Origin of the sequence: Vibrio sp. LQ2, assembly GCF_023920125.1 — a bacterium.
Classification (GTDB): domain Bacteria; phylum Pseudomonadota; class Gammaproteobacteria; order Enterobacterales; family Vibrionaceae; genus Vibrio; species Vibrio fluvialis.
This window is the reverse complement of sequence record NZ_CP085308.1, coordinates 3186911-3209791: the sequence shown is the minus strand read 5'-3', so window position 1 is coordinate 3209791 and position 22881 is coordinate 3186911. Positions and strand designations below refer to the sequence as shown.

Below are 22881 nucleotides of genomic sequence, written 5' to 3'. Positions count from 1 at the left end.
TTTTAAGGGAAAGATGATGGTAATACCTGAAAACAGCAGCATCGTGATTTTTGGTGCTTCGGGAGACTTGACTTACCGCAAGTTGATTCCTGCTCTGTATCACTTGTATGCGAGCAAACAACTGCCAGAGTCCTTTGCTATTTTGGGCGTGAGCCGAACTGAATACAGCGATGAATCATACCGCGAGAAGTTAAAGCGCTCACTTCAGGAACTGGAAAAGACAGAACCTGCGATTCTTGAAGCCTTCTGTGAACACCTTCACTATCAAGCAATCAATACATCCGACATGGATGACTACGCGAAGCTGACCACTCGCCTTGATCAACTTGCTGACAAGTACGATCAAACTGAACGCAATACACTTTTCTACCTTGCGACCCCTCCAAGCCTTTACGGCGTAATTCCTGCGTGCCTTGCTGCTCAAGGTCTGAACGACGAGAAGAATGGCTGGAAACGTCTGATCATCGAAAAACCGTTTGGTTACGATCTGAAATCGGCGCAAGAGCTGGATATCGAAATCCACAACCATTTCAAAGAGCACCAGATTTACCGTATCGACCACTACCTGGGTAAAGAAACGGTACAAAACCTGTTGGTGTTCCGCTTTGCGAACGGCATGTTCGAACCTCTGTGGAACCGCAACTTCATCGATTACGTTGAAATCACTGGCGCAGAATTCCTTGGTGTCGAAGAACGTGGTGGTTACTACGACGGTTCAGGCGCGGTACGCGACATGTTCCAGAACCACCTGCTGCAAGTGCTGGCAATGGTCGGTATGGAACCACCAGCGGCCATCAACGCCAACTCTATCCGTAACGAAGTGAACAAAGTTCTGCAGAGCCTACAGCCACTGTCTGATGAAGATCTGCGTAAGAACCTGGTTCTGGGTCAGTACACAGAATCCGAAGTTCGTGGTCAGTTCCTGCCGGGTTACCGCGACGAAAACGGTGTAGCGGAAGATTCACGTACCGAAACGTACGTGGCACTGAAGATGTTCATCAACAACTGGCGCTGGAACGGTGTACCATTCTACGTACGTAGTGGTAAACGCCTGCCAACGCGCGTAACCGAAGTGGTTATTCACTTCAAACGCACTCCGCACCCGGTATTTGGTCAGAATGCCCCGGAAAACAAACTGATTATCCGCATTCAGCCGGATGAAGGTATCCTGATGAGCTTTGGCCTGAAAGAGCCGGGCGCAGGCTTCAAGGCGAAAGAAGTGTCGATGAATTTCCACTACGCTTCGCTGGAAGAAACCAAAATGCTGACCGCTTACGAGCGTCTGCTGCTGGATGCCCTTAACGGCGATGCAACACTGTTTGCCCGTACCGATGCGGTGGAAGCGTGTTGGAAGTTCGTTCAGCCAATTCTGGACTTCAAACAAGATCCGCAATCACTGTACGGCTATGCCTGTGGTACCTGGGGACCAAAAGAGTCTGACGAGCTGCTGAAAAACGACGGCCGCGACTGGCGCTTCCCTTGTAAAAACCTGACTAACACGGACTACTGCGAATTATGATCAATCATAAGATTTTTCCAACTGCCGATGCCGTTGTTGAATCCTTAGCGAACGACATGAAGGCGTACAGCGAGCTGGGTCGCCCTGTGCACATCTCACTGTCAGGCGGCAGCACCCCAAAAATGCTGTTCAAGCTACTGGCTTCTGACGCTTACGCCACGACTATCCAGTGGCAAAACCTGCACTTCTGGTGGGGTGACGAGCGTTGTGTGGCACCGGACGATGCAGAAAGCAACTACGGCGAAGCGAACGCGCTGCTGTTCAGCCAAATCGACATTCCGGCTGGCAATATTCACCGCATCCTGGGTGAAAACGAGCCACAAGCCGAAGCGCAGCGCTTTGCGCAAGAAATGGCAGACGTGATTCCGTCAGAAAACGGCACACCAGTGTTTGACTGGATTCTGCTCGGTGTTGGCGCAGACGGACACACCGCTTCCCTGTTCCCGGGCAAGACCAACTACGACGACGAGAACCTGTCTGTGGTTGCCAGCCATCCGGAATCCGGCCAGCTTCGCGTATCGAAAACCGCGAAAGTACTGGAAGCAGCAAAACGCATCAGTTATCTCGTTCTTGGCGCAGGTAAGGCCGAGATCGTTTACGAAATTCACACAACTCCGGCTGAAGATCTGCCTTACCCGGCAGCGAAAATCCAGTCAACAACTGGTGAGACGGAGTGGTATTTAGATTTAGACGCAGCAACGAAAATTGCGTGAAGGAGAGAAATAAAATGAAAGGTGATATCGGTGTAATTGGCCTGGCAGTAATGGGCCAGAACCTAATCCTGAACATGAACGACCACGGTTTCAAAGTGGTAGCGCACAACCGTACTGCGGCAAAAGTTGACGAATTCCTGGAAGGCCCGGCAAAAGGCACCAACATCGTTGGCGCATACACGCTGCAAGAGCTGGTTGATAAACTGGAAGCACCACGCAAAGTGATGCTGATGGTTCGTGCTGGTGCGGTGGTTGACGCGTTCATCGATCAACTGGTTCCTCTGCTGGATAAAGGCGACATCATCATCGACGGTGGTAACACAAACTACCCAGACACTAACCGCCGCGTTGCAGCACTGCGCGAAAAAGGCATCCACTTCATCGGTACTGGCGTATCAGGCGGTGAAGAAGGCGCTCGTTTCGGACCATCTATCATGCCAGGCGGCGCACCAGAAGCTTGGGCAGCAGTGAAACCTATCTTCCAAGCGATCTCAGCAAAAACTGACGCTGGCGAGCCTTGCTGTGACTGGGTTGGCAACGACGGTGCTGGCCACTTCGTGAAAATGGTTCACAACGGTATCGAATACGGCGACATGCAGCTGATCACTGAAGCTTACCAGTTCATGAAAGATGGCCTGGGCATGACTGCTGACGAAATGCAGGCAGTGTTCGCTGACTGGAACGAAACTGAGCTGAACAGCTACCTGGTAGAAATCACGGCTGACATCCTTGGCTACAAAGATGAAGACGGTGAAGCACTGGTTGAGAAGATCCTGGATACTGCAGGCCAGAAAGGTACCGGTAAATGGACAGGTATCAACGCTCTGGATCTGGGTATTCCACTGACTCTGATCTCTGAATCTGTATTTGCGCGCTGCCTGTCTGCACTGAAAGACCAACGTGTTGAAGCAGAAAAACTGTTTGGCAAAACCATCACTCCGGTTGAAGGTGACAAACAAGAGTGGGTTGATGCACTTCGTCAAGCGCTGCTGGCATCAAAAATCATCTCTTACGCACAAGGCTTTATGCTGATGCGTGAAGCGTCAAACGAAAACGGCTGGGATCTGAACTACGGTAACGTAGCGCTGATGTGGCGCGGTGGTTGTATCATCCGTTCTGCATTCCTGGGCAACATCCGTGATGCATACGAAGCGAACCCAGATCTGGCATTCCTGGGCTCTGATGATTACTTCAAAGGCATCCTGACGGGTAGTCTGGCAGCATGGCGCAAAGTGGCAGCGAAATCTCTGGAAGCCGGTATTCCAATGCCATGTACCACATCTGCCCTGACCTTCCTGGACGGTTACACCACGGCTCGTCTGCCAGCGAACCTGCTGCAGGCACAACGTGATTACTTCGGCGCGCACACGTACGAGCGTACTGACCGTGCACGTGGTGAATTCTTCCACACCAACTGGACTGGTACAGGCGGTGACACTGCGTCGACTACCTACGACGTATAAGACGTAACCAGGGGCAATATCAGCCCTGAGCCTACGCCTAAAATTTGAGCATCAAGGAGGATGTTAACATTGTTAACATCCTCTATTTTTTGCTCAGCTTTCCTACTGAGAGAACTAACGATGACATTCATGAAAGACTATGTTTTCGTTCCAGTGGAGTTGGAACACGAAGCGGGTAAGGAAAATGAACAACTGTCAGAGCAAGAAGCAAAACGTCTCGCTCTGGTGCAACAAGCCCAGCAACAAGGCGGTTGTTAACAAAACCCGAACGTAAAAAAAGCACCCTCTGGGTGCTTTTTTATTGGCCACAACGTTCAGCCACTCAGTGTTTTGGCTTATGCCCTTTGCCCGGGTTGTTGTTCCCTTTGAAACTGCGGTTTTCCGGCTTATCGGATTTCGGCTTTTTCGCCTCACAGTCGCCTGTGCCAATCGTGATGCCTTTGGTCGCCACTTCCAGACAATCGGTTGAGATATCCAGTTGATTACCAGCAACGTTCACTTTTGCTTGTGCTGCGCCGCACAGCATCATCAGTGCCAGGCAGGTTCCAATACGTTTCATTCTTTTTCCTTATCAGACAGACTCGGAACGCATTTAACCTTGCTATCATTTTCGGCTCAATATGCCGCCTGAACACTGACAATAAAATCACTTTCCGCATACCGCCCGCTAAAAGTAGCGGATAAAAAAAGAGCACCGCAGGGTGCTCTTTAAACCAATGATGCGCTGATAACGCAAGTCGCTTAGTGGACTTTAAACTGCCCGACCACGTGGGACAGCCCGTTTGAAGTGTCACCCAGCTCTCGGCTGATAAGGTCAGTATCCGACGCATTCTGGTTCAGTTGTCCTATCAGGCTCTGAATCGCCGCCATATTACGGCTGATTTCGCCCGTTACCTGACTTTGCTGCTCAGCAGATGTTGCCATGAGCGTGTTGAGGTCGTTGATCTCCACCACCGATGTGGTCACCGTGTTGAGCGACGCCATCACTTTGTGGGTACTGTCCGATGTCGCTTCACAGCTGCGACGAGTCGATTCCATCTTGTTCACCACATTGTCACTGGTCTGACGCAGTTTCGACAGCATATCGTTGATCTGCGCCGTGCTTTGCTGCGTGCGGGCTGCCAATGCGCGAACTTCGTCAGCGACCACCGCAAAGCCTCGGCCCTGCTCACCTGCACGTGCCGCTTCGATGGCCGCATTGAGTGCCAGCAGGTTGGTCTGCTCAGCGATGTCGCCAATTACCTGCAATACGGTGCTGATTTGCTTGGTGTCTTCGCTCATGGTGCCGATGGTGTAAGACATTTCCGCTACGTCCGATTCCAGCTCAGTCACGCTGTTCACCGCATCGTTGACGGTGTGTTTCGATTCGTCTGCGTAGGTGTTGGTGCGCTCGGTGAGCTTGGCAGCGTCTGCCGCACTCTGCGCGATGGAAGCCGCCGTCGCACTCATCTCTTCAATCGCCGCAATCACCTGCTCAGTTTCAACAGTATGCGACTGCAACATGTGAACGTTTGAAGCAGACTGACTGGACAACTGATTCACCGCACCATCAATTTGTGATGATGAACTGGAAACCTGAATGAACATGCCTTGCAGCTGCTCAATGAAGCGGTTGATCGACGAAGAGATCTGACCGATTTCATCTTTCGAGGTGACGTCAAGACGCTGAGTCAAATCACCATTGCCCTGCGACAGATCTGCAACCAGATCTTTCAAACGCAGTAACGGTTTAAACGCGAAATGCAGCATCAACACACTCAGAGCAATGATAATCGCCGCACTGATCAGCAGCGCCAGCGTGATCATCCAGTTGAGACTGTTGGTGTTCGCTTGAATCTTATCCAGATCAATATAACCCGTCAGTGTCCAGTTCTGGTCACCCACTTTCACCTGACGAGAGATGGGGATCAGGTTGGTGCCGGTTTTGTTGGAGAAAATGGTGACGTTGTTGCTGGATGTCAGTTCCAGGTAGCTCCCTTCGAGCGCGTAATTCTTCAGTACGCTGGTCAGCTCATTCAGATCGAGTACAAAGAAGTTCACCGAATCATCGACCTTCTTCACCGAAATGGTAAGCATCGGGTGGCCATCTTCCATTTCTACCGGACTGATGGTTGGCTCCATGCTTTGCGTTTCTGCCAGATCGATGTACTTCTGCGCTTTGGCTTCATCCATCGAACCTGTGTCATCAAATGCATAACCACTCACAATCTTAATGATGCGGTAAAAGCCGGAATTCTCTTTGGTATCCACGATATCCATCATACTAAAGTTCAAGCTGCTCGCGAGCGAGAGCTTAGAGCCCAGTTCAGTATTCAGTTTGTGGTCTACTAAATCGATATTGTGCGTAATGTTCTTAGTGTCGGACTCGTAAATGTAGCCACTGATAAAGTGGTTAACACTCAGATACGAAACCAGAATGGTGACCGTTATAAGCGAAACGATTAAAAGTATAAGTTTGTTTTTAAAGGAAAAGTTTTGCATGACACTTTACATCCATCAAAGTGATCTTAGTCCATTGATATCCTACACATTGCAGTGCATCTGAAATGTAATGAAAATGTTTCTTATATTCATGTAAACAACATGCTATGCGACCTTTGTTTTTCATGCAAATACTAAAGTCGAATATTCTGCCACTTGTTGTGCTTAAAATAGTCGAACAGATGATCAATTAGGCTACGGACCGCAGGAGCAAGATGTTTACGTGACGGATAGAGTGCATAAATATCCATCGTAGTCGGCTGCCATTGAGGCAACACCTGCACAAGTTCGCCCCGCTCCAGCGCACTGGTGACCAGATAGGTGGGCTGCATACTCACTCCCATGTCCAGCATGGCCGCACTGAGCAACGTGGTGGCTTCGTTGGCGGTCAGCGCGCAGTGTACTTCCACCGCCGCTTGTTCACTGCCGCGGGTCAGATTCCACACATGACGGTCAAAGTTCTTGTAACCCAAGCAGCGATGCTGCGCTAAGTCTGATGGAGTATGAATCTCGCCTGCCTGCTGAAGATACCTCGGCGATGCCACCAGCATTGACTCACAACGCCCTATCCGGCGGCCGATGAGCGACGGATCCGGATTGGCCGCAATACGAATTGCCAAATCTATGCGTTCCGTTACCAGATCTGCGGCTCTGTCCTGCACATCAATGTCGATCTCCACCTGCGGGTGCTCAGCCAGAAACGAATTGACGGCCGGGATCAACTGAGAGAAGCCAAACGACATACTGGTCGCGAGGCGTATTTTGCCACGCAATTCATCGCGGTTGAGCAAGCGGTGTTGCAGCCCTTCTGCCTGCTCCACCCAGAGCTCGACCTCGCTCAGACACTGCTCTCCCGCCGTGGTGAGCGACACTTTGCGCGTGGTGCGGTTCAGCAGGCGCACATTGAGCCAGCTCTCCATCGCATCAATGTAACGCGTCACCATCGGCCGTGACATCTCCAGCCGATCGGCGGTCGCGGTAAAACTGTTGGTCGTCGCGACATCAATAAACACTTTGGCCGCAATCAGTCTGTCCATAATTAGCTCGATTTAAGAAACAATGATGCTAATTATTCGCTATATATCCGAACAAGTCCAATGCGTAAACTGCGTCCATCAACTCAACGAAGTGAACAGGACAACCTAATGAAAACCACACTTGCATTAAGCACAACCCTACTTGTTTCTGGCGGCGTGCTGGCGGCACAACCTTTGACGCTGAATATCTACAATGCCGATGGCAACAGCTTCCATGTCAACTCAACTCTGGTTTATGGTGAAACCGAAGCGATGGTGATCGACACTGGCTTTACCAAAGCCGACGCACTGCGCATCGCGGCCAAAGTGGCCGATTCTGGTAAGAAACTGACCACCATTTTCATTAGCCAGGCGGATCCGGATTACTACTTCGGTGCTGAAGTGCTGCATGAACTGTATCCGGACGCAAAAGTGCTGACTACGCCTGCGGTGCGCGCCACGATTGAAGCGAATCTGGCTGGCAAACTGGCGTTCTGGGCGCCGAAAATGGGCAGCAACGCGCCGGTGAAACCGGTATTGCCGACTGCGTACAACGGTCACACACTGAACATTGATGGCCGCACCATTGAAATCCGCGGCAACGAAGGCGAACTGAATCATCGTCCATACTTGTGGATTCCGGCAAATCAGGCGATTCTGGGCAACGTTGCAGTATACGGTAACGTGCATTTATGGATGGCCGACGCACAAAGCGATGCCGAGCGTCAGGCATGGACCCAGCAGTTGTCTGAAATGGCAGCGCTGAAACCGAAAATGGTCATTCCGGGCCACATGATGCCGGGCACCAAAACCGACAGCAGCGCGATCAAATTCTCGCAACAGTATCTGGCTGATTTCGCGAATGCGAAAGTGCACAGCAAAAATAGTCAGCAGCTGATCGACGCCATGCAACAACGTTATCCGACCGCAGGTCTGCCAATGGCACTGGAAATCGGCGCGAAAGTACATACAGGAGAGATGCAATGGTAACGGCTCACTATATTTTTGACCCGATGTGCGGCTGGTGTTACGGCGCCACCGCATTGATGGAAACCTTGGCAGCGCATCCCGATGTGAACTTGGTGATGCATCCGGGTGGCATGATGACCCGCAGCGCGCTGAGTGATGATTTTCGCCAGCACATTCTGGAAGCGGACCAACGCATCGCGGGCCTTACCCGCCAACCGTTTGGTGATGCGTATATCGCCAGAGTGCGCAGCGGCGAAACCATCATGCTCGATTCTTATCTCACGGCGCAGGCTATTCTGGCTGCGCAGCTGACAGGTCAGTCGCCGTTCGAGATGCTGAAACGCATTCAGGCTGGCCACTACGTCCAAGGCCTAGCCGTCGCGGAACGCGACGTGCTTGATGGCCTCGCAACTGAAATGGATATTGACGCCGACAGCTGGCAGCAGGCAATGCAGGAAGCGAAAGCGTCGCTCATGCCGGAGATCGAACGCACCCAGATGCTGATGTCGCAATGGGGCTTGGGCGGTTTTCCGTCACTGGTGTTGGAACAAAACGGTCAGTTCAAATCCGTTCCGCTCAGCCACTACTATGGCCGGGAACGTGACTGGGATGCCCTGTGGCAATCCATCACTGCCAATTCGTAACCCTTCTTTCACAACGCACCGCTCTCGGTGCGTTTTTTTGCTTCTGCCTCTCCGCCTGCTCACAATCTCACCAACGCCTGACTTTTTTCGAGTCATATCACTTTTTCTGTTGAATCTGAATCGGCTTCGCCTTAAGTTATAGACGTCTAAACGTCTTTGCGTTTAAACATCTAATAAAAATAATGAGGTTCTTACTATGTCAAATCACGCTGTCAGTGTTCTCGACGGGGGAATGGGTCGAGAGTTGGAAAAACGTGGCGCGCCGTTCCGCCAGCCTGAGTGGTCAGCACTGGCAATGATCGAAGCACCAGAAATCGTACGGGACGTTCATCGTGCGTTTATTCAAAGCGGTGCCGAAGTGATCACCACCAACAGTTATGCTCTGGTTCCATTCCATATTGGCGAAACCCGTTTTCATCAGGAAGCCCAGCTTCTTGCACACTGCGCGGGCGATGTCGCGCGTCAAGCCGTGCAACTGGAAGGCAAAGCGACTCGCGTTGCAGGTTCGATTCCACCTCTGTTTGGTTCATATCGTGCTGATCTGTTCGATGCCACGCGTGTTGAAGAAATTGCCACGCCGCTGATTAACGGGTTGGCGCCGCATGTTGATTTCTGGCTGGCGGAAACTCAAAGCCTGATTGCCGAATCAATGGCCGTGAAAGCCCTGTTGGATGAGCTGGATACACAACACAAACCGCTGTGGGTGTCGTTCACTCTTGAAGACGCAGAACCCACCGATGTGCCGCGCCTGCGCTCGGGCGAAACCGTTGCCGATGCCATTCACGCCATGATCACACTGAACGTCAGCGCGATTTTATTCAACTGCTGCCAGCCGGAAGTGATTGAAGAAGCCCTCACTATCGCGGCCAGTATTCTCAAAAATACCGGCGCGCAGCAGATTCAGCTGGGCGCTTACGCCAACGCGTTTCCTCCTCAACCGAAAGATGCCACTGCCAACGATGGCCTCGACGAACTGCGCGCCGATCTCACCCCTCCTGCTTATCTGCTGTGGGCTGAAAAATGGCAACAGCAAGGCGCCAGTCTGATTGGCGGCTGCTGTGGCATTGGCCCTGAGCACATCGCGACGCTGAGCCAACACTTCAGCCACGCTGGGTGATGGCATGCAGAACACACAAAAAATTGGCCTGACGGCGCTGACCGCACTGGTGTTTAGCTCCATGGTTGGCGCAGGCATTTTCAGCCTGCCGCAAAACATGGCCGAAGTGGCGGGCGTCGATGCGATTCTCACTGGTTGGCTCATCACTGGCGTGGGTATTCTGCTGCTGGCGGGCTGCTTTCTTCATCTGTCTCGCCTGAGACCGGATCTCGATGGTGGTATCTACACCTACGCGCGCACTGGCTTTGGTGATGTCGCGGGCTTTCTTTCCGCCTGGGGTTACTGGCTGTGCGCCACCATTGGTGTGGTCGGCTATTTGGTGGTGGCCTTTGCCGCCGTCGGCGCGTTTGTGGATACACCCGATTCGGTATTATTCGGCGACGGCAATACGCTCCCGGCGTTCATCGGTGAATCCATCATTTTGTGGTCAGTACATTACCTGGTGCTGCGCGGCGTGAAACAAGCGGCGTTCATCAACCTGCTTGCCACATTAGCCAAAAGCCTGCCGCTGATTGCGTTTATCGTTCTGGCTTACCTGGCTTTTGAGCCAGAGACTTTCAACTTCGATCGCTCTGGCAGCACGCTCGGCACCCCGTTTATGGAACAAGTGAAAAGCACCATGCTGATCACGCTGTGGGTTTTCACGGGCATTGAAGGCGCGATCGTGTTGTCGATTCGAGCCAAGCGCCGTGAAGACATCGGCAAAGCGACCTATCTCGGAGTGGTATTCGCGCTGGTGTTGTACGTGGCGATTACGTTGCTCTCTCTGGGCGTGATGAGCCGCGGTGACGTGGCAGCGCTGAGTAATCCGTCGATGTCTGGCCTGATGGCGCACATGAGTGGCAGTGTCGGTCAATGGGTCATTAGTCTCGGGCTGATTGTGTCGGTGCTGGCCTCGTATTTGAGCTGGATTCTTTACTCCGCCGAAGTGCCGTGTACCGCTGCGCAACATGGCGCATTTCCGCGCTTTTTTGCTAGGCAGAATGAGCAAGGCACATCGACCGCTTCTCTCACTCTGACCAGCCTGACGGTGCAACTCTGTTTGGTGCTGATTTTGTGGACGGGCGAGAGCTACAACACCTTGGTATTGGTCTCTACCTCAATGATTCTGGTGCCGTACTTTTTGGTGGGTGCATATCTGGTGAAAGTCTCCTTTGAGCAGCGCTGTCGCTGGCCAATCAAAGCCATCGGTCTGGGCGCCAGTGTGTATGGTTTGTGGCTGATCTATGCCGCGGGTCTGAATAGCCTGGCGCTGTCAACCTTACTCTACATACCGGGACTAATGGTGTTTTTCTACAGCCGTCACAAGCATCGCCAACTGGCACTGCAACCTTAACCCTGCTCTTTCGTTTGCTCTGCCCTTTGCTTGTTGAAGGGCAGACGCGCACTGCTTTTCGCATCGTCATTCAGCTCCTGCGCCAACTGCTTCCACCCGCTCACTTCATCACGGAAATAGCGCACTTGCTTCGGTGTCGCTAAACGCACAATCTGCACCACGTATTTGTCGCTGATGCTGTCGTTATACTTTTGCTTCGCTTTCAGCACCGGACTGTAGTACTGCTCCGGCTCAAACAACAAGGCTTGCAGATGAGTGCTGAACCTTGACTCATCATGGCGCTCATCAAGCAGGGTTTTGAGTTCATTGCGCAGGCGGGCCTGAAACGCCATCCAGTCGTTGGTGGTCACCTGCACCTCATTAGCCCACTGCTTCACCAGTGTTTGCTGCATTGGAGTCAAATCACCCAGCCATTGCTCCATCCGTTCGGAGATGCGTTCGACGTAACGGCCGCGGATCTGAGGCTCACTGAGCCCCTGATATTTATCGGCGAATTTCTGATGGCGCTTGATCACCCCCTGCAAAAACTCCTCAGCCTGCGCGTCACTGAGGTTATTGGCTAGCTGATAAACGTCGGGAAGAAACTTACTCAGCAGACGCTGATAATGGTCATTGATCAACGCTTGCTGCTGCTTGAGATCCTGCTCAGTAAAGCTCGCCGGGTCGAGTGCTAGCCACTGATCGAGCTGCTCAATGTAGGCGGGCAGCTCGGCACTCTGGTGCCACTGGCTGAGCAGCATAATGCGATCGCTCAACCTATCTTCCTGCTCATCGGTCAAATCAACGTAATCTTCCAGATAGTCAATAACGATCCAGTCGATATTGTGATAAACAAATTTAGTGCCGCACCCCACCAGCACCAGCGTGCTGAGCAAAAGCGCTATCCATTTCGCCATGACGTTTTATCCCTGTTGCTCTGTGAGTAAACATAGCCATTGAAAGCTTGTTGCGCGACCTTAACTCACCAATATGACCGTCAGGCGAATACGTTCAAACTGGCGTGAATTTTTTTCTCAATCAACGTGATGAGTTCACCGTTGAGCTCATTGAGTGCCGGTTCGACGTTTTTCGCCAGCGGTAGAATGATTTGAAAATCGTAATGAATATCAAACCCCAGCGGCCTGACCACCACCCCTGCCCGTTTGGCATCACATGCAGAAACCGTATTAACAATCGACAGCCCGGTGCCGTTCGCCACCAGCCGAATCGCCATTTCGCTCAATGACACCGTCCAGATTTTCTTGGGCGTGACTTGCTGGTCAGTCAGGTGCTGAGTAATCAGATTGCGGCTCTGCTCCGCAGGCTCGCCACAAATCAGCGTTTCGTTCTCGAAATCGCTGATCTCAATCACCGACTTCGCCGCCAGCGGATGGTCAGCCGGGATCAAACAGACGCCCGGCAACGAATGCTGAAAGCTCTGATAACGGGGATCCAGCCGAGTGTCCGTCGTGATGCCAAAGTCAAAGCGCTGCGCCACCATATCTTCCGGAATCTGATTGGAGCGGTACGAATAGAGGCTGATTTCCAGATCCGGAAACTGCTGGGCCAGTTGTGCGGCAGCCTCCGGAACCAGACTCATGGCAAACGAAGGCATGCTCACCACGCGCAGTTGGCCTGTCGCCTGTTCTCTCAGCCGATCGGCAAACTGTCGCAGGTGATTAAGACCTAGGTAGACCCGGTCAACTTCGTCATAGAACAGAGTGCCACGCCTTGTCGGGAGCAGGCGATTATTGTGACGTTCAAACAATTCAAAGCCCAGGCGAGCTTCCAACTGCTTGATTAAGCGGCTGATAGCGGGCTGAGAAATCAACATCTTATCCGCCGCTTCCGTCGCACTGCTGGTCTTCATGATCCACATAAAGGCTTCAATCTGACTGTCCGTAAAACCCCGATGAGCCATAACTTTTCCTTATCGTCCAATAATCACAAGTCATTAGAAAGCGTAAAGGCAGCCAGTATACAGTTAAAAACAACAAAAATGTCACATTTGAACTCATATGCATAACATTTGGCTATGGGTAACACTTAGCAAAGGACGAGGCGATGATCGAAGAAATCTCCATCAATAATGAGCTGTTTACTGCCTGGCGACGCGACATTCACCAACACCCGGAACTCGGGTTTGAAGAACACCGCACCGCCCAAGTTGTCGCCGACAAACTGACCGAATGGGGTTTCGACGAAGTCCATACGGGGATCGCCACCACGGGCGTTGTGGGTGTGCTGCGAGGCCGCACCGCATCAACTCGCACCATCGGCCTGCGCGCCGATATGGATGCGTTGCAGATGACCGAGAATAACGACTTCGGCCATGCCTCTTGTCATCAGGGGAAAATGCATGGCTGCGGCCACGATGGGCACACCGCGATGCTGCTGGCGGCAGCCTGGTATCTGGCCCGCCACCGCAATTTCGCTGGCACCATTCACTTTATTTTTCAACCCGCCGAAGAAGGTTTAGGCGGAGCGAAAGTGATGATTGATGACGGCTTGTTTGAACGCTTTCCGTGTGACCGTGTTTACGGCATGCACAACATGCCGGGCATTCCCCAAGGCCATTTCTGGTTGCGTGAAGGGGCGCTGCTGGCAGGCTCCGATCGCTTCACCATTGAGATTCAGGGTAAAGGCGGCCACGCGGCCCTGCCGCAGCATGCCGTCGATCCGATGCTGGTTGTCAGCGCTATCATCAGCGGCGCACAAAGCATCATCAGCCGCAACACCTCGCCGCTCGACTCTGCGGTGCTGTCGTTTACCGATCTGCATGCGGGTTCCGGCACGTTCAACGTAATTCCAAGCAACGCGACCATGATGGGCTGTATTCGTACCTTTGATAACAGCGTACGCGAGCACGCTATCGAACGTCTGGAACAGCTGGTTGAGAGCACCGCGCGCGCTTATGGTGCCAGCGCGTCGGTAACCTTCCGCCCCGGCAGCTACCCAGCAACCATTAACGACGCTGATGCTACCCGCCTTGCCACCGAAGTCGCTCGGCAAGTAGTAGGCGACGCGAACGTTAACCCCGACTGCCTGCCGCTGTCTGGCAGCGAGGATTTCTCATTCATGCTGCAAGCCGTACCGGGTTGCTACCTGCTGCTCGGCAATGGGTTGGAAGGCGAAATCGGTGGCATCTGCGTGCACAACCCTCACTACGATTTTAACGATGAAATCATTCCGGCTGGGGCCTCGTTTTTCGTGCGCCTGATCGAACGCGAATTGCCGACACAGTAATCCAGATTTATCCCAAGGAGAATTTTTCATGGAAGAAAGCAAAACCCTGACCTCCGGCAACAGCTCCGGACTCATGCATCGCATTGCGAATATGGCGAATGCCTTACCGCATCCTTTCATCATGTTTTTCGCCCTGTTTGTCGCAACGTTACTGCTCTCGGCTGTGATGAGCGTATGGGCGGATCCGATTCATCACCCGGTGACCAATGAGCTGATTCAGGTACGTTCCCTGCTGAGTTGGGACGGCCTCAAGTTTATGGTTACCAAAGCGGTGACGAACTTTACCGGCTTTCGTCCGCTCGGCTTAGTGTTGATGATGGTGCTGGCGCTTGGTTTGATCCAAAAAACCGGTCTGGCTGACGCAACCATTAAGCGCATGCTGAGCAACGTCTCACCGCGCTTAATTACGCCTGCGGTCGTGATGACATCGATCATCGGTAACCTGGTTTCAGATGCCGCAGTGTTCCTCATTCCGCCGCTTGCGGCCATCATGTACAAAACCGTCGGTCGTAATCCGATTGCCGGTATTGTGGTGGCCTTTATCGCCATTTTCGCCGGATTCAGTGCCAACTTCTTTATCGCAGGGACTGACCTGCTGCTCTCCGGGATCTCTACCGAAGTGGTGCAGAGTGTGCGTCCCGGCTATGAAGTCAGTGTTTTGGCAAACTGGTTCTTTATGTGTGTATCCGTGCCGTTTATTACTCTGATCATCACAGTGATGAACGATAAATACACCGAGCCGATGCTGGCGCGTTTTCATGTGCAGGAGACTGGAAACAAAGACGCGCAGCATACCCAACTGACAGACATTGAACGCCGTGCGCTGCGCAAAACCGGTCTGGTCGCATTGGGTTATGTCGCTGCGGTAGCGCTGCTGATTTTGCCGGAAACGTCGGGGCTGAGAAACCCGCAAGGTGGCCTGCTGCCTTCCCCGTTTATGAGCGGCTTGGTGCCGATCATCATGATCTTTTTCTGTTTGTGCGGCATCGTCTACGGGGTTTCGGTAGGCAAGATCAAATCGTCTGGTGACGTGCCGCGCTTAATGGAAGAAGCAATGCGCGAGATGTGTGGCTTTATAGTCATCGTTTTTATGGTGGCGCAGTTTATTGCGATTTTTAACTGGTCCAACTTAGCGATTGTCGGCGCGGTCAACGGCGCGGACTGGCTGCTGCACATGAATCTGCCCTCTTCTCTGGTGCTGGTCGGTTTCATTCTGTTGGCGGCGGTGGTTAACCTGTTTATTTACAGCGGCTCTGCGCAATGGGCGTTGATGGCGCCTATCTTCCTGCCGATGCTGATGTTGCTCGGCCTGGAGCCGGAAGCGATTCAGGCGGCTTACCGCATCGCAGATTCGTCTACCAACGTGATCTCGCCGATCAACCCATATCTGCCACTGATTCTGGCAGTGATACAAAACTACAATAAGTCGTTCTCGCTGGGGCTCCTGCTGACCACAGCCATGCCTTATTCACTGGCAATTCTGTTTGGTTGGAGCGCGCTTTACTTCGTCTGGTACGGTCTGGGATTACCTTTTGGTTTGTAACCTTTGCTTATCGCTCACAAAACGCCTTGTATCCTTCCGGTTTTGTGAGCATTTTTCTTCCTCACCCTCGCGATGGTGAGCATAAAAAAGCCAGCTTTCGCTGGCTTTTTTCGTTAGGAGAGATTCCACAGTCTGGCGACATTCTCGGCCAAATCGGCGAGGTTAAAGTCGGACTCTTTGAGCGCATCTTCCAGTGTCATGGCTCGCGGCACGGCAGAAAACACCGCATCGATACCACATTGATACACCGCCTGGTAGTTGTCTCCGGTACAGCCGGAAAGCGCGATCACCGGAATATCAAACCGCTTGGCGACCTGTGCCACGCCCATCGGCGTTTTGCCGTGGACCGTTTGGCTGTCAATCCGGCCTTCACCCGTAATGACCAGATCCGCGCCCTGCACCAGCTCGGCCAGTCTGACGGTTTCAAGCACGATGTCGATACCCGGTTTGAGTACCGCTTGCGTGTAACCCAATAACGCAGCGCCCATACCACCCGCCGCGCCCGCGCCCGCAGAATCAATCACGCTTTTACCGGTGGCGTGTTGGGTGAGCAAACCGAAGTTTTTGAGTGCGTCATCCAGCAATTCAACATCCGCCGGCGTTGCACCTTTCTGTGGACCAAAAATAGCGGATGCGCCTTTCGGGCCACACAACGGGTTGTTCACATCGCTGGCGACCAGAATTTCACACTCGCTCAGCCTTGGATCGAGCGCGTCAATATCAATCTGCGCCAGCTCGGTCAGGCCTCCGCCCGTCAACGCAATACTGTCGCCATCACGGTTGAGAAAGCGGGCGCCCAGCGCAGCCAGCATGCCGACACCGGCGTCATTGGTCGAGCTGCCGCCCAAGCCGATGATCAGCCGTTTCACACCTTGATCCAGCGCGTGACGAATCAGTTCGCCCGTGCCAAAACTGGTGGTCAGTTTCGGGTCACGTTGCGCCAGAGGCACATGGTGCAACCCACTCGCCGCCGCCATTTCAATCACCGCGGTCTGGCTATCGCCTAACATTCCGTAGAAAGCATCCACTGGCTTGTTTTGCGGTCCTTTCACTTTGAGATGCACCAGATAACCTTCGGTAGCATCCACCAGCGACTGAACCGTTCCTTCACCGCCATCAGCCACAGGTACTGAGACAAATTCTGCGTCCTGCCACACTCGTGCGAGTCCGGCATGGATGGCGTCACTGACCTGCTTCGCCGTTAAACTTTCTTTAAACGAATCTGGGGCGATAACCACTTTCATATCACTCTCCTAAATTAAATTACAGCAGGACCAGGCTCAGGATATACACGACAACCATTGCCGTAATGCCCTGTACCAGTGTTGCCATGGTTTGTGCGCGGTACGCAAGGCCGACGCTCATGCGGCTGAACTGCGACACCACCCAGAAGAAACTGTCGTTGGCGTGCGATACTGTCATCGCGCCGGCACCAATTGCCATCACGGTGAGCACGCGACCCATTTCGGAATCCAGACCCAGTTGGCTCAGCATTGGCGCAACCAGTGCAGACGTGGTCACCAGTGCCACCGTCGAAGAACCTTGCGCCGATTTCAGTGCCGCCGCGACGATAAATGGCATAAAGATGCCCACACCCAGTGCCGATAGCGTGGTACCGAGGTAGTCGCCCAGTGGCGTCGCTTTCAATACCGCACCAAATGCGCCGCCCGCACCAGTGATGAGAAGAATCGGAGCCGCTGCGGTAATGCCCTGGCTGATGCGTTCACCAAATTCGGCTACTTTGTTATCGGATTTGAGCAAGCTCACCGACAAGAATAGACCAATCAGCAGTGCCGTCAGTGGCTGGCCAAGGAAGCTCAACACGTCAAAGAGTACGCCGTCACCGAGCGGATGACTTGGGAATTTGGCCACAGAGCCAAGACAGATCAGCAGAATCGGCACGAAAATCGGTGCAAAAGCCTGAGTGGCGCTTGGCAGCTTGCCATAAGAGGCTTTCAGCGCTTTCCAGTCTTGTTTCAGGTGTTCTTCATGATCGATACCATCCGGCTCTACGTCCTTGAAACGGTTCGCCCACAGCATACCGGCAATCGCCGCAACCGCCGCTACGAACACGCCAACCGCAATCACCAGACCCAGATTGGATTCCAGCCCCAGGTTACCTGCCGCTGCGATAGGTCCCGGAGTCGGTGGAACAAAGGTATGGGTGGCGTAAAGACCCGTCGCCAGCGCCACACTCATCGCTACGCTGGAGGTGCGCAGGCGTTTGGCCAGCGACTCTTTGAGCGAGTTGAGGATAACGAAGCCAGAGTCACAGAACACCGGAATCGATACGATGTAACCAATGATGCTCATGGTGAGAGTTGGGAAACGCTCACCCAGCAGCTTAATCACGGTGTCTGCCATGGTAATGGCCGCGCCGCTTTTCTCCAGAATGATGCCGATGATAGTACCCAGCACAATCACCAGGCCGATGTAGCCCAGAATGCCGCCAAAGCCTGATGCGATGGTTTTCGCGATGCTCTCTGCCGGCAGTCCATAGGCAAACGCAGCCAGAAATGCGGCCACGATCAGTGCTAAAAAGGGGTGTAACTTAAATTTGGTGGTTGCGAGCACTATAAAAGCGATCACCGCCAGCAGAATGAGGATTAGACTCATACCAAAAACTCCATGTCATTTTTATCAGTGTCAGGCCTCAAAGCGGGCCTGTGTAGGGTGAGTCTATTATCCGGAGTTTATGGCGCGATTCCTTTAGGCAACTGGCCAAATAACCTTGGTGAATAACTGTAACATTTTGTGCATACGCACAAATTATCACTCATTTTGAGATCTGACACGCAATATATAATTCGACCAATCCAACGAAACTCTGGGTCGAGATCCCGGTGATCTCGGCGATTTTATCCAGCCGATAACGCAGCGTATTGCGGTGGATATAAAGGGCATTGGCGCACTCGGACAGATTCCCTCCCTGCTCAAATAACACCTGCAGAGTTTTCATCAACTGACCGGACCGATCGCGCTGCTTGAGCTTCACGACTGCTTCACACAATTGTTCACCCTGCCAGTAGTCACGCAGTGGCGACATCAGTACCGGCAGTCGCAATTCCTCAAACAGATGCTTATGTTGCTTAGGCTGCTTCTCTTTTCCTATTCGCAGCACCTGCTTGGCACTTTGATAGGAAAGGTGCAGTTCACTCGGGTCGGGAAAGAGCTGGCCCAGCGCGATGTCGTAACCATCGATATGATGCTCCGTCAGGCGGGCAATCAGTTTATCGATGCGCAGGCTCTCCTCATCACTGGTCCAGTGTTCAGGATGTTTGACTGGCTTTAACACCACGATTTCGTTCATCGACACCACCGCGACCAAGTTGTCACGTTCCGGATGCTCAAGCAGGTCGACCACCTGACGCACGCTGTCGACATTTTTGGCGGATGTTTGCTGGCGAAACTCAATCACCACCGCCACTCTCGGCTTTGTTACATCGAGCGAAAGGCGCGTCGCCCACGCCTGCAATTCATCATGTGACAGCGGATGACTGATCCAGGCCGAAATGAACTCTTCGCGGTGGCGGCGATCCCATTGCAACTGCTCAATCAGTTCAGCCTGGTCGATGATCATTTCCGCACTCATTTTGACCAGATTGGCAAACTCGCGAATCTCATCCGGTTCTCCGGTTACGCCAACCACCCCCACTACCTGCTGACCTTGCATCAGCAGCATATTGATGCCCGGTTTAACGCCCTTCAGCGACTGGCAGCTTTGCGAGTTGAGCTCAATCGAATCACCATGCTTCAACGCCAGAATGGCACCATCGTGCACATGGCCGATACGTCTGCGGTCGCCGCTGCCGATGATGATGCCGGCATGATTCATCACGTTGATGTTGTAGCCGATGATCGACATCGTGCGGTCAACGATCTGCTGCGCCAGGTTTGCATCTAACATGATGTTCTGTCCTAATGTTCAAAGGGGTTAACGGTGAGCTTATATACGCAATTGTCACCAACGTCTTTCTCAATCGCTGTTTTTGTGAGTAAGCACAACTCAGCCGCTTTCAAACTTGTCATCTGTTAAGGAGAACCCGATGAAACCACAAGTCGTGCTGTACAAATCGCTTCCACCCGCCGAGCTTGCTAAGTTACAGAGTCACTTTGATGTGATTGAGTTTGACGGTGTTAATGACGGCAACCGCGCCGAATTTACCCAAGCACTGACACGCGCTGAAGGTACTATCGGTACCGGTGTGATGATGAGCGCCGATTTACTCGACCGCGCACCAAAGCTCAAAGCGATGGCCACCATTTCGGTTGGCATCGACCAGTTTGACGTCGACTACCTGAGTCAGCGCGGCATTCCGCTGATCCATACGCCGGGCGTGCTCAATGAAACCGTCGCCGATACCGTAATTTTGCTGGCGCTGGGCGCAGCACGACGAGCGGGTGAACTGTCTGCGATCGTGAAACAGGGACGCTGGACCCAGAATCTGACCGAAGCACACTTTGGCGTCGATTTTCATGGCAAAACGCTGGGTATTATTGGTATGGGCCGCATCGGGTATGCGGTTGCCAAACGTGCTCACTATGGCTTTGGCATGCCGATTTGCTATCACAATCGTTCCGTCAATGTGGAAGCCGAACAGGATTTCGGAGCCCAGCGGATGGATCTTGAAGATCTGTTACAAATCGCCGACTTTATCGTTGTGTTAGTGCCGCTGAGCCCGGAAACCGAACATCTTATCGGCGACAACGAATTTAATCTGATGAAACCGAGCGCGGTGTTTATCAATGCCGCACGCGGCAAGGTGGTCGATGAGCCCGCATTGATTCGGGCGCTACAAACTGGCGCCATTCGCGCGGCCGGGCTGGATGTTTTCCAGACTGAACCACTGCCTGCGACCTCACCGCTCACCCAGCTCGACAACGTGTTTTTACTGCCTCATATCGGTTCGGCAACCCACGAAACCCGCCTGAGTATGGTGCAGTGCGCCGTCGATGGCTTGATTGCCGCCATGCAGGGTGACTATTCCGACGCGTGCGCCAACCGAAAGCAGCTCGAACAGACCATCGTCTAACCCACACGGCGCACCGTAAGGTGTGCCTGTTTAGTGCGTCATCACCACCTCAGAAAAATCGACCCAGCCATTGGAAAGCAATTCGGTGATGGTGACCGACTTGGCGACAGACAAGTTTTGCTGAACATGAAAACGCGGCAGATAGAGCCCTTTTTTGATCAGCTTCTTCTCCAAAGATTGGTAGGCTTTAACGCGCTTAGATTCGGATAACGGATAGATGCTCGCCAGCTCTTGCTGAAGCCACTGCATCTGCGCATCGGTCAAACAGACTTGCACGTTGGTGCTCGCCAGCAACCAACCGAGCCAGGACATGTCGACATCATCACTAAAGACTTCGCCGGACAGAATAATATCGGCCTGTGACAGATTCGGTTTTCGGCAAAATTCAGGAAACGGTAACACCAGGACCTGACACAGAATCCCAAGCTCACTGAGTAAATCCGCAAGGTGGTGTGCGTATTCGATGTGCTGTCCCAACTCGTAGGTGAGCAGCTGTAGCGGCTTTGGCGGTTTATCCAGTTGCGCCGCGAGTTGTCTTGCCAAACCAAGATTGGCCTGCAATGGCTCTGACGGTGTGGATAACATTCCGTTTGCTTTGGCAACGTTGTCAGCAAACGAAGCGGGGACACCTAACGCATCAATGATGGCCATCAGTTTCTTGCGGCGATTCAGACTGCTGAGCCACACTGAACGATTGGCATTAAGCAACACATACTCGCAGCCCGCTTCCCATTGTGCTTTCTGCTCGTATTCACCCTCATGGTTATCCAGCTCCAGCAACGGATGGAAAAGATGACTGTTGGGCGCAAAATCTTTGGCTTTGTCGCCGATATTCCACACTTCGATGCCATCGACCCACGGGCGATAGCCGTGGTAGTAACGCGACACTTTCATCAGCGTGCGCCATTCGGTTTGCTCTACCAGTTCAAAAGGACCGCTGCCGATAACATTGGCCCCTCGCCCTTCACTTCCCTCCGTCCAGAATGCAATTCCCATCGCTCCGGTACAGAGCAGCTTGGGCAGAATATGGCGGGCTTGAGAGCTGATGATTTCGAGGCGATAGCGGTCATGCACTTCAATGCCGTCAATCAATTGATACAGCAAGCGATAATACTCAGACGTAGTAACCAGACGTTCGAAATGCTGTCGCACCGATTCGGCGGTCAAAGGTTCACCATTGTGAAAACACAGCCCTTTGCGCAGCGTGATCGCCATGCCGCGCTCGGTGGTTTGAAAGATCTGAGCTAAATCGCCGCGATAGCAGCGCGCTTGCTCATCAAACCGCAGCAACTTGGCATACAGATAGTTGGCCAGATGCTGCTCAGTGCGACGCGTGATCCCAATCGGGTCAAGGTCGTGCGTACCACGATAAAAGGGAATTTGCAGAATATCTTCGTCGTGACTGCCTGTTTGATAACGGGCGATGTAGGCGGCAATAAAAGCTTCACGTTGCTGTGGTGCAATCAGGCTGACAGCGAGATCTACTTTGCCTTCTTCAATCCAGCGACGCGCTTTGTTTTCGAGCATGGGTCTGGGATCTTTGAGTAAGGTCGCTGACGGAAAATTGCCGCGTCCGACCGACGGTTGCCAGCGAATCACGCCGTTATCCACCAGCTTTTTCACCACCAGTTGCGCGTTGCGTTTGGTGCAACCCAGTTCGTGCGTGAACGTGTCCAGAGAGAGCGGCGTTGGTGTATTAAGCGCCAGACGATCACGCAGCAAGGTTAATGCCTTCCAGTAATGCATAAAGACGAAATCCTTTTTCTATTCTTCTATTTTTCTTCATCTTTTTATTTCGATAATGAATAAACGTCTTCGTGAA

At 52.8% G+C, this 22881-nt stretch carries 20 protein-coding genes; 11 read left to right on the top strand and 9 right to left on the bottom strand.

The genetic code is table 11. The annotated features are described in order from the left end of the window. Positions 1 to 16: 16 nt before the first annotated feature. From zwf to LGV68_RS21470, 4 genes are all read left to right on the top strand, one after another. Positions 17 to 1519, top strand: a complete 1503-nt coding sequence (gene zwf, locus LGV68_RS14975) for a glucose-6-phosphate dehydrogenase (RefSeq protein ID WP_020332475.1) — start codon at positions 17 to 19, stop codon at positions 1517 to 1519. Next, positions 1516 to 2232 (top strand): 6-phosphogluconolactonase, encoded by a 717-nt coding sequence (gene pgl, locus LGV68_RS14970; protein ID WP_222779645.1) that lies wholly within the window; start codon positions 1516 to 1518, stop codon positions 2230 to 2232. Before zwf ends, pgl begins: the two co-directional genes overlap by 4 nt. A gap of 14 nt (positions 2233 to 2246) precedes the next feature. Continuing rightward, entirely contained in the window at positions 2247 to 3695 is a 1449-nt protein-coding gene (gnd, locus tag LGV68_RS14965) for a decarboxylating NADP(+)-dependent phosphogluconate dehydrogenase (RefSeq protein WP_024374350.1), read from the top strand. A gap of 129 nt (positions 3696 to 3824) precedes the next feature. Further along, complete coding sequence (locus LGV68_RS21470; RefSeq protein ID WP_257939536.1) at positions 3825 to 3953, top strand: hypothetical protein; 129 nt, start codon at positions 3825 to 3827, stop codon at positions 3951 to 3953. Positions 3954 to 4017: 64 nt separating this feature from the next. On the opposite strand, the gene LGV68_RS14960 is transcribed toward LGV68_RS21470, so the two are convergent. The 3 genes from LGV68_RS14960 to LGV68_RS14950 form a co-directional block, all read right to left on the bottom strand. Further along, on the bottom strand, positions 4018 to 4254 hold the full coding sequence (locus tag LGV68_RS14960; protein ID WP_020432620.1) for a hypothetical protein: 237 nt from the start codon (positions 4252 to 4254) through the stop codon (positions 4018 to 4020). Positions 4255 to 4436: 182 nt separating this feature from the next. After that, complete coding sequence (locus LGV68_RS14955; protein ID WP_165879438.1) at positions 4437 to 6176, bottom strand: methyl-accepting chemotaxis protein; 1740 nt, start codon at positions 6174 to 6176, stop codon at positions 4437 to 4439. 134 nt (positions 6177 to 6310) lie between these two features. After that, on the bottom strand, positions 6311 to 7213 hold the full coding sequence (locus LGV68_RS14950) for a LysR family transcriptional regulator (protein ID WP_020432634.1): 903 nt from the start codon (positions 7211 to 7213) through the stop codon (positions 6311 to 6313). Between the two features lie 108 nt (positions 7214 to 7321). Here LGV68_RS14950 and LGV68_RS14945 point away from each other — a divergent pair, with 108 nt between their 5' ends. The 4 genes from LGV68_RS14945 to LGV68_RS14930 all read left to right on the top strand — a co-directional run bounded on the left by LGV68_RS14945 (position 7322) and on the right by LGV68_RS14930 (position 11258). After that, positions 7322 to 8182 (top strand): MBL fold metallo-hydrolase, encoded by an 861-nt coding sequence (locus LGV68_RS14945; protein ID WP_252535632.1) that lies wholly within the window; start codon positions 7322 to 7324, stop codon positions 8180 to 8182. Next, on the top strand, positions 8176 to 8805 hold the full coding sequence (locus LGV68_RS14940; RefSeq protein WP_252535626.1) for a DsbA family protein: 630 nt from the start codon (positions 8176 to 8178) through the stop codon (positions 8803 to 8805). The genes LGV68_RS14945 and LGV68_RS14940 overlap by 7 nt, the downstream gene beginning before the upstream one ends. A 196-nt stretch (positions 8806 to 9001) precedes the next feature. Beyond that, a complete protein-coding gene (locus tag LGV68_RS14935) occupies positions 9002 to 9922 on the top strand; it encodes a homocysteine S-methyltransferase family protein (RefSeq protein ID WP_252535624.1) in 921 nt (306 codons plus the stop codon). 4 nt (positions 9923 to 9926) lie between these two features. Continuing rightward, positions 9927 to 11258: a basic amino acid/polyamine antiporter gene (locus tag LGV68_RS14930; protein WP_252535622.1), complete on the top strand. Its 1332-nt coding sequence runs from the start codon at positions 9927 to 9929 to the stop codon at positions 11256 to 11258. On the opposite strand, the gene LGV68_RS14925 is transcribed toward LGV68_RS14930, so the two are convergent. Both LGV68_RS14925 and LGV68_RS14920 read right to left on the bottom strand, forming a co-directional pair. After that, the gene (locus LGV68_RS14925; RefSeq protein WP_208593597.1) at positions 11255 to 12154 is read right to left on the bottom strand and encodes a DUF6279 family lipoprotein; all 900 of its coding nucleotides are present in this window, start codon (positions 12152 to 12154) and stop codon (positions 11255 to 11257) included. The two genes, LGV68_RS14930 and LGV68_RS14925, sit on opposite strands and share 4 nt — an antisense overlap. Before the next feature lie 80 nt (positions 12155 to 12234). After that, complete coding sequence (locus LGV68_RS14920; protein WP_020332462.1) at positions 12235 to 13158, bottom strand: LysR substrate-binding domain-containing protein; 924 nt, start codon at positions 13156 to 13158, stop codon at positions 12235 to 12237. A gap of 143 nt (positions 13159 to 13301) precedes the next feature. Here LGV68_RS14920 and LGV68_RS14915 point away from each other — a divergent pair, with 143 nt between their 5' ends. Together LGV68_RS14915 and LGV68_RS14910 are read left to right on the top strand one after the other, a co-directional pair. Continuing rightward, positions 13302 to 14483, top strand: a complete 1182-nt coding sequence (locus tag LGV68_RS14915) for a M20 aminoacylase family protein (protein ID WP_252535615.1) — start codon at positions 13302 to 13304, stop codon at positions 14481 to 14483. A 28-nt stretch (positions 14484 to 14511) separates the two neighbouring features. Beyond that, positions 14512 to 16026: an AbgT family transporter gene (locus LGV68_RS14910; protein WP_252535613.1), complete on the top strand. Its 1515-nt coding sequence runs from the start codon at positions 14512 to 14514 to the stop codon at positions 16024 to 16026. A 113-nt stretch (positions 16027 to 16139) separates the two neighbouring features. Here LGV68_RS14910 and LGV68_RS14905 read toward each other — a convergent pair whose 3' ends face one another. The 3 genes from LGV68_RS14905 to LGV68_RS14895 all read right to left on the bottom strand — a co-directional run bounded on the left by LGV68_RS14905 (position 16140) and on the right by LGV68_RS14895 (position 19936). Further along, a complete protein-coding gene (locus LGV68_RS14905) occupies positions 16140 to 17270 on the bottom strand; it encodes a glycerate kinase (protein WP_047461941.1) in 1131 nt (376 codons plus the stop codon). A gap of 19 nt (positions 17271 to 17289) precedes the next feature. Then, positions 17290 to 18642: a GntP family permease gene (locus tag LGV68_RS14900; protein ID WP_020432650.1), complete on the bottom strand. Its 1353-nt coding sequence runs from the start codon at positions 18640 to 18642 to the stop codon at positions 17290 to 17292. Positions 18643 to 18802: 160 nt separating this feature from the next. Further along, positions 18803 to 19936 (bottom strand): sugar diacid recognition domain-containing protein, encoded by a 1134-nt coding sequence (locus LGV68_RS14895; protein WP_024375293.1) that lies wholly within the window; start codon positions 19934 to 19936, stop codon positions 18803 to 18805. A 136-nt stretch (positions 19937 to 20072) separates the two neighbouring features. Here LGV68_RS14895 and LGV68_RS14890 point away from each other — a divergent pair, with 136 nt between their 5' ends. After that, the gene (locus tag LGV68_RS14890) at positions 20073 to 21059 is read left to right on the top strand and encodes a D-glycerate dehydrogenase (RefSeq protein WP_202643829.1); all 987 of its coding nucleotides are present in this window, start codon (positions 20073 to 20075) and stop codon (positions 21057 to 21059) included. A gap of 30 nt (positions 21060 to 21089) precedes the next feature. On the opposite strand, the gene LGV68_RS14885 is transcribed toward LGV68_RS14890, so the two are convergent. Next, the gene (locus LGV68_RS14885; protein WP_199465869.1) at positions 21090 to 22805 is read right to left on the bottom strand and encodes an ABC transporter substrate-binding protein; all 1716 of its coding nucleotides are present in this window, start codon (positions 22803 to 22805) and stop codon (positions 21090 to 21092) included. Positions 22806 to 22881 lie beyond the last annotated feature (76 nt).